5 protein-coding genes are annotated in these 6493 nt (G+C 38.0%); 1 reads left to right on the top strand and 4 read right to left on the bottom strand.

The features are described 5' to 3' along the window. Positions 1–186: 186 nt before the first annotated feature. Complete coding sequence (locus H6G76_RS30490; RefSeq protein ID WP_190709333.1) at positions 187–558, top strand: hypothetical protein; 372 nt, start codon at positions 187–189, stop codon at positions 556–558. 71 nt (positions 559–629) lie between these two features. On the opposite strand, the gene H6G76_RS30485 is transcribed toward H6G76_RS30490, so the two are convergent. The 4 genes from H6G76_RS30485 to H6G76_RS30470 all read right to left on the bottom strand — a co-directional run bounded on the left by H6G76_RS30485 (position 630) and on the right by H6G76_RS30470 (position 6467). Continuing rightward, positions 630–1376: a thioredoxin domain-containing protein gene (locus H6G76_RS30485; RefSeq protein ID WP_190709325.1), complete on the bottom strand. Its 747-nt coding sequence runs from the start codon at positions 1374–1376 to the stop codon at positions 630–632. A 75-nt stretch (positions 1377–1451) separates the two neighbouring features. Beyond that, a complete protein-coding gene (locus tag H6G76_RS30480; protein ID WP_190709323.1) occupies positions 1452–2306 on the bottom strand; it encodes a sulfurtransferase in 855 nt (284 codons plus the stop codon). 378 nt (positions 2307–2684) lie between these two features. Next, positions 2685–3680, bottom strand: a complete 996-nt coding sequence (locus H6G76_RS38150; protein WP_190709321.1) for a phosphotransferase — start codon at positions 3678–3680, stop codon at positions 2685–2687. Positions 3681–3836: 156 nt separating this feature from the next. After that, positions 3837–6467: a DNA polymerase III subunit alpha gene (locus tag H6G76_RS30470; RefSeq protein WP_190709319.1), complete on the bottom strand. Its 2631-nt coding sequence runs from the start codon at positions 6465–6467 to the stop codon at positions 3837–3839. Between the last annotated feature and the right edge of the window lie 26 nt (positions 6468–6493).

Genomic DNA, 6493 nt, shown 5'->3' with positions numbered 1-6493 from the left:
AGAGGCTTTGAAACCCTTATCTTTCGTTGAAATATCACAATGTTTTAGCCCCTCTCCGCATCGGAGAGGGGTTGGGGAGAGGTTCATCGAACTCACGTTAACCATTAACAAATGACTAATGACAAATGACTATTGACTAACCACAAACTCGCTATCCTAGAGATAGAGCAAGACAGTATTTCAAAAATGAGCTTTAACAATTCTCAATTGAATATGGTAAATCTCCGCCCTTTGCTCACTCTATTAGCAGTTATCTGGTTGCTAGGTTCATTGGGCTTGGGTTGGTTAGTTAAATCGTTATTTATTTTGTTTGGATTGCTAGCACTAGCACCTGTTGTTGCCTTCTTCGGGTTTCGCTGGTGGCTGCAAAGTAACTTAGTTACTAATAATTGTCCTGTCTGTGCATATGAATTTACTGGTTTAAACAATAGCCAATTAGAGTGTCCTAATTGTGGAGAACGGCTACTAGTTCAGAAAGGCCACTTCCAACGCTTTGCACCAGAAGGCACAATTGATGTCACGGCAGTAGAAGTACCAGCCAAATCATTGGAAGATTAAAGATCAGACTTGTGATGGTTTGTAGTTAGAAGCTATCGAGCTTTAGCTACAAACCTCATTTATTTTTGAATTTATTTAGTATTAGCTAATCTGTTTTCGATTTCTGATGCTTGGATGGCACCTGTGTAATTTTCAGACTTGATGACGAGAAAAGGTGTACCCATAATGCCCAACTTTTCAGCTAGCTGGATATCTTGCCCGATCGCAGTAATGGCAAGTTTGCGATCGCTATTAAACTTTTGCAAATCTAGATTGAGTTTTTTAGCAATATCTAAATACAAAGCTTCACCTAGTTGCTTTTGATTAGTAAACAAAGCATCGTGATATTCCCAAAACTTGCCTTGTTGCTGTGCAGCCCAAGCTGCTTGTGCGGCTGGTATTGCTTCTGGATGACTTGAAGTTATGGGGAAATGCTTATAAACCAATGTCAGATTATCTTTATGCTTTTCGAGGACTGACTTCAGTATTTTATGCGCCTCAGCACAGTAGGGACATTGAAAATCAGAAAATTCTACTAGCACAATTTTGGAGTCAGCCGGGCCAGTTTTAGGCGAATTACCAATCACAGCCTGAGGATTCGTTTTTAAATCTTGTAAAAATGCTTGCTGTGCTTGCTTTAGTTGTGCTTGCTGTTTTTGCTCGTAAACCTGAACTGATTCGATAAGTACTTCTGGATGTGCGCGAATAATTTCTAATACTTGCTGTTCTAATTTGGCATCAATTTTGGTAGCTGCTTGTGCAGGCAGTGACCAGCCTAAACCTAGACATAGTAAAGTAATTACTACCCAGGTGCATAAGTATTTAAATAATTGTTGCATACTAAAATACTGGAGAAATCAACATTTCCCTAGTATTACTTACAACTGGTCAAAGCAATAATTACGAATTACAAATTATAAAACTCTGCTATCAATCGGTAGCGATAAATCACGTGACCACTCATTCCAAGAACCAAAGTAATTTTTAGCAGAGATTCCTGCTGCTTGTAAGGCGATAAGTGTATTGGCTGCTCTCGAACCTTTAAAACAGTAAATGTAAACAATCGAGTTGCTAGTAATCCCTATAGATTGGCAAATTTCTAGAATTTCCGCTTTTGAACGGAACATAGGTATTCCAGACTCAGATGTCATGAGACGATGCCATTCTAACCATACAGAATTGGGGATTCTGCCTTTACGAGGACAAAAATCAGCACCGTAGGGTGAAGAACTTAAGCCTTGCCATTCGTCGCGATCGCGCACATCTAATTTTATAATTGCTGGATTGTCTATTGCTTGCAACATCTCTGTTGTAGTCACAATCATGTCAGCTTGGGGATGCAATCTAAAAATGCTGCTTTCTGGTTCAGGTACGTCATCGGTAACAGGTAAACCAGCAGCCAACCATGCTTGATATCCGCCATGTAAAACTGATACTTGATTACAACCTAAATACTTCAGTAAAAAAGCGGCTCGACAAGATTGTCCGTAACCTTGATTTAACGCATCCTCATAGACAATTAACTTCTCTCCACCAGATATTCCCAGGTTGCTCATAATTTCTGCAAAATACTCTTGCAGTTTTCTCAACCCATCTGGTGACGAAATTGCTAAAAGATATGTAAAAAAATCTCTAATGTTAATTGATTTAGGAATGTGAGCAACGGCATATTCTTCTGGTGTGCGCGTATCGATAACGACTGTTTTTGATGACTTTTCTGCTAATAAAGACGTGAGTTCTTGAGGCGAAATGAGGAGTTTTGTATTCACGCTTTCATGCTGCGGCGATTATGTCATTTGGCATTATCGCGCCCACTAGATTTGCAATTTGAAATGCAAATTACAGAAGCATAAAATTTGAGTATTTTTACAGAATTTTTATAGTTTATTGTCTTAAAAATCAACCATAATAAATTTCTTACACGAATCAAATTATGCCGATTCAACAAGTAAATTGTCTTACTCTTCGCGCCTTTGCGTTTTTGGATGAGGCATAAAATTATTGTTTTTCAACATTCGTATAATAAGTCTAATATAGTAACTATTATTTATTTTTCCAACTTTGGATAAGGTAATCGATTTATTCAAGCCTTAGTTTGGTAAATAAAGGATTACATTTTTAGACTTGAATGCCAACAAAATTTATATTTATAAATTTAAATTTATAAACTCTCTCAGTAAGCTTGGAACCTGAGTGCTATATTTACTACGTTCTAATTCATCCATACCTGATAGCACTGGCAACCATCTTAATGCTGATAGAATAGGTGATAATCTTTGTGCGAGATTAAACGCTTCTAGTAATTTTTCTTGAGTCTCATATTCAAACCATGAGTTTAAATAGCATTCTTTGAGCAATTCAAACCAGAATGAGTGTTTTTCTAAGGAGAATCTGTTCTCTAAGGATGTAAATGTGCTTTCTAGAGTAAAGAAAGGGTGTGAAATACTACTATCACCCCAGTCAAAGAACAGATAGCATCCTTCATGAATAAAAACATTTCCATCATGTAAGTCTCCATGATGGAGTGACTCTGGTAAACCATAACTAGCCAGATGTTCGCATAGCCAAGCAAACAAATCAGTGCATTCTTGTAAACGTTGATATTCAGCTAAACTAATCCCACCAGTATGCTCAAGATTTAACATTTCAGTATCGGCTAATAAATCTTTGAACTTAGTAGGTAAAATGGCCAAACAGCGATTTGGAAGACCACTATTTAATAAATCATCTACACGCTTGGCAGACTGCTGTTGTAGTTGAGCATATATTGGCAGAATTGACTCCCAATATCGAATATCATTCTCGGTTTTCAAAACTTCCCGAAGCCGCATTCCGCCATCCTTCATTAGCAGCCATCCTTGTTGTTGATCGACTGCTAAAATTTGCGGCATCCAGTGAGGATACCAATTTGCCAAAACTTGAGTAACTGATGCTTCATATACAAGATCTGGTACAACGGCTTTGAAGTAGATATAACCTATGTTTGTTGGAACTTTCAGCACTGTTGACCAATGGCGTATATGAGGCTGTTCAATTAAGCCAATTCGCTGGATATTATGTTGAGTAAGTTGATCATCAATCCAGCTTCTAGCTTTGTCTAACCAAATTGATTCTACCCAAAGGATGCTGGAAGGATGAGCCACCCAAGCCTCCGAATTATTTTGCGATCGCTAATGTTGCTTTTGATAGTCTAACGTTACTTTGAATATCGTGAAAAAATTTTGGAGCTTTGTTGGTGAATATCAGAACTTGGTTCATCAAAAATCCCCTGCTGGCTTGCAGGGGTGAGGGTAAGATGCTTATTCTGGTAAGCCTTTAACTTGCAGTAAATCTAATCCCCGTTCAAATATTTCATCGATGGGTAACATTTGCCTATCAGTCGTCATAAATTTATGGTCTTTTGTGGCTCGAATTACCGAACCGTCTTCTAAACCATACTCGTATACTTCTTGCTGTCCTCGATTATGCCATTGAGCGATCGCCTGCGTATACACATAACCATTACTATCAACACTGAACACGTTACATTCAAGTTGTTTTTCCACAATTTCGCCGATAGGTATAAAGCCATATTCAACTGTTAACACTTGGGTGTCATAGCTAAGGCAATATTCGGCGAACTTCAACATATCATCAAATAGCTTTTCCGCTACTTGTTTTCTGACACCGTTTTTTGTAGAACCATCAATAAATTTTTCCTGCTGCTTCTGCATTTCGGAAACTTTCTTTTTACCCATCGCGCGGCGCAGCAAGTCAGCTTGTCCTAGAGAATAACCAGCCATATCTTGAGCAATTTTCATGATTTGCTCTTGATAGACCATAATTCCATAGGTTTCATTTAATATTGGTTCTAAAAGCTGGCTTTCATAATCAATGTTTTCGCGTCCGTGTTTGCGGTTGATAAATTTAGGAATCAACCCCGCATCTAATGGGCCAGGTCTGTATAATGCCAAAATTGAAGAAATATCTTCAATGTTAGAAGGCTTCAAATCTCGGACTATCTGCTTCATTCCCGATGATTCTAATTGGAATATACCTTCTAATTCTCCAGATTCTAACAGTTCATAAGTTTTCTGTACGTCTTTAGGCAGAGTTTTATGTTCACCCTTGGCTAATATCTTTTGCGCTTTTCTCTCTTGATTAGTTATTTCGTAAGGGTCAACTTTATAACCTTTATGTTGTTCAATCAAATCAATGGTTTTTTGAATCATTGTTAGGTTTCTTAAACCCAAAAAGTCCATTTTTAACAAACCCATTGATTCCAAATCTTCCATGAAATATTGGGTGATTACAGAACCGTCATTATTTCTTTGTAGAGGAACAATTTCATCAAGAGGGTCAGCAGAAATTACTACACCTGCTGCATGAACACCAAAAGTTTTGTTAGTTCCTTCGATCCGCATTGCCATATCAATCCAACGGCGGACTGTCGGATCATGATCATATTTTTCTTTAAACTCTGGTTCGGGAGTAGCATCAGAAATCATCACCTTAAGTTTGGTTGGTTTCCCCCGTACCACAGGAATTAATTTCGCCATTTTGTCGGCTTCAGCATAGGGAATATTTAAAACTCTGGCGACATCTTTTAATACAGCTTTAGAAGTTAAACGGTTAAAGGTAATAATTTGAGCAACTCTATCTGCACCGTATTTCTGAGTTACATAATCAATAACTTTATCTCGTTGTTCAATACAAAAATCTGTATCGATATCAGGCATGGATTTACGTTCTGGGTTTAAGAAACGCTCAAATAGTAATCCATGATGTACGGGGTCAATGTTAGTAATTCCCATTGTGTAGGCTACCAAGGAACCTGCGGCTGAACCGCGGCCTGGCCCCACAGGAATATTGTTATCTCTGGCAAATTTGATGTAATCCCACACAACTAAAAAGTATGTAGAAAATCCCATTTGCTGGAGCATTTTTAGTTCATATTCCAATCTTTCTTTATAGACTGGCTCGACTTCAGCGCGGGATTTCCTGTTTAATCTATCTAAAAGTCCTTGCCAAGCTACTTCTTCAACATACGTATCAGCAGTATGACCAGAAGGAATAGGATAGTTAGGAATGCGAGGCTCACCCATAATTTGGTAAGGCTCGACTTTATCGGCGACTTCTTCTGTAGTTGCGATCGCTTCTTCAATGACATCATCGGGTAAATGGTCGCGGAATAGCATTCTCATTTCGTCAGCAGATTTGAGATATTCTGTGCCGCTATAACGCATCCGATTATCTTCAATAATTAGCTTGCCTGTTTGAATACAAAGTAAAGCGTCGTGCGCTTCAACATCAAAACAAGAAACAAAATGCGAGTCGTTAGTAGCAACAAATTTTATGTTTAACTCTCGCGCAATTTTGATAATTTCAACGTTAACAATTCGGTCTTCTTGGGAGCCGTGGTCTTGAATTTCTAAATAAAAATCGTCACCAAATACATCTTTATACCATTGAGCAACTTTTCTGGCTGCGTCTGGTCTATTACTAAGAATTGCTTGGGGAATTTCGCCGCCTAAACAAGCACTAGTGACAATCAAACCTTCGTGATATTCTTTGAGTAATTCTTTATTGATGCAGGGACGAGAAAAAATACCTTTACCTTGTACACCTTTGAGGTGAGAAATAGTGGTTAATTTAACTAAATTTTTATATCCTTTATTATTCTTGGCTAAAACAACTTGATGATACTTAGGACGACGTTCTTGTTTTTCAATATCGCCGTTAATGATATACATTTCGTTGCCAATAATTGGCTTGACATTTTTGCTACGGCAAATTTTGAGCAATTCAACAGCACCATACATGACACCATGATCGGTAACTGCGATCGCTTTTATCCCCAATTCTATGGCGCGGTCAATCAAATCTGGTAGCTGACTTGCCCCATCTAGCAAACTATAGTCACTGTGAATATGTAAAGGTACAAAAGACATAATTTTTAGTCAATGGTCAATGGTGA

It is taken from the genome of Nostoc sp. FACHB-152, assembly GCF_014697475.1.
In the GTDB taxonomy this organism is placed as follows: domain Bacteria; phylum Cyanobacteriota; class Cyanobacteriia; order Cyanobacteriales; family Nostocaceae; genus Nostoc_B.
Note: the sequence above shows the minus strand (reverse complement) of the source record. Positions and strands in the feature narration are given on the sequence as shown.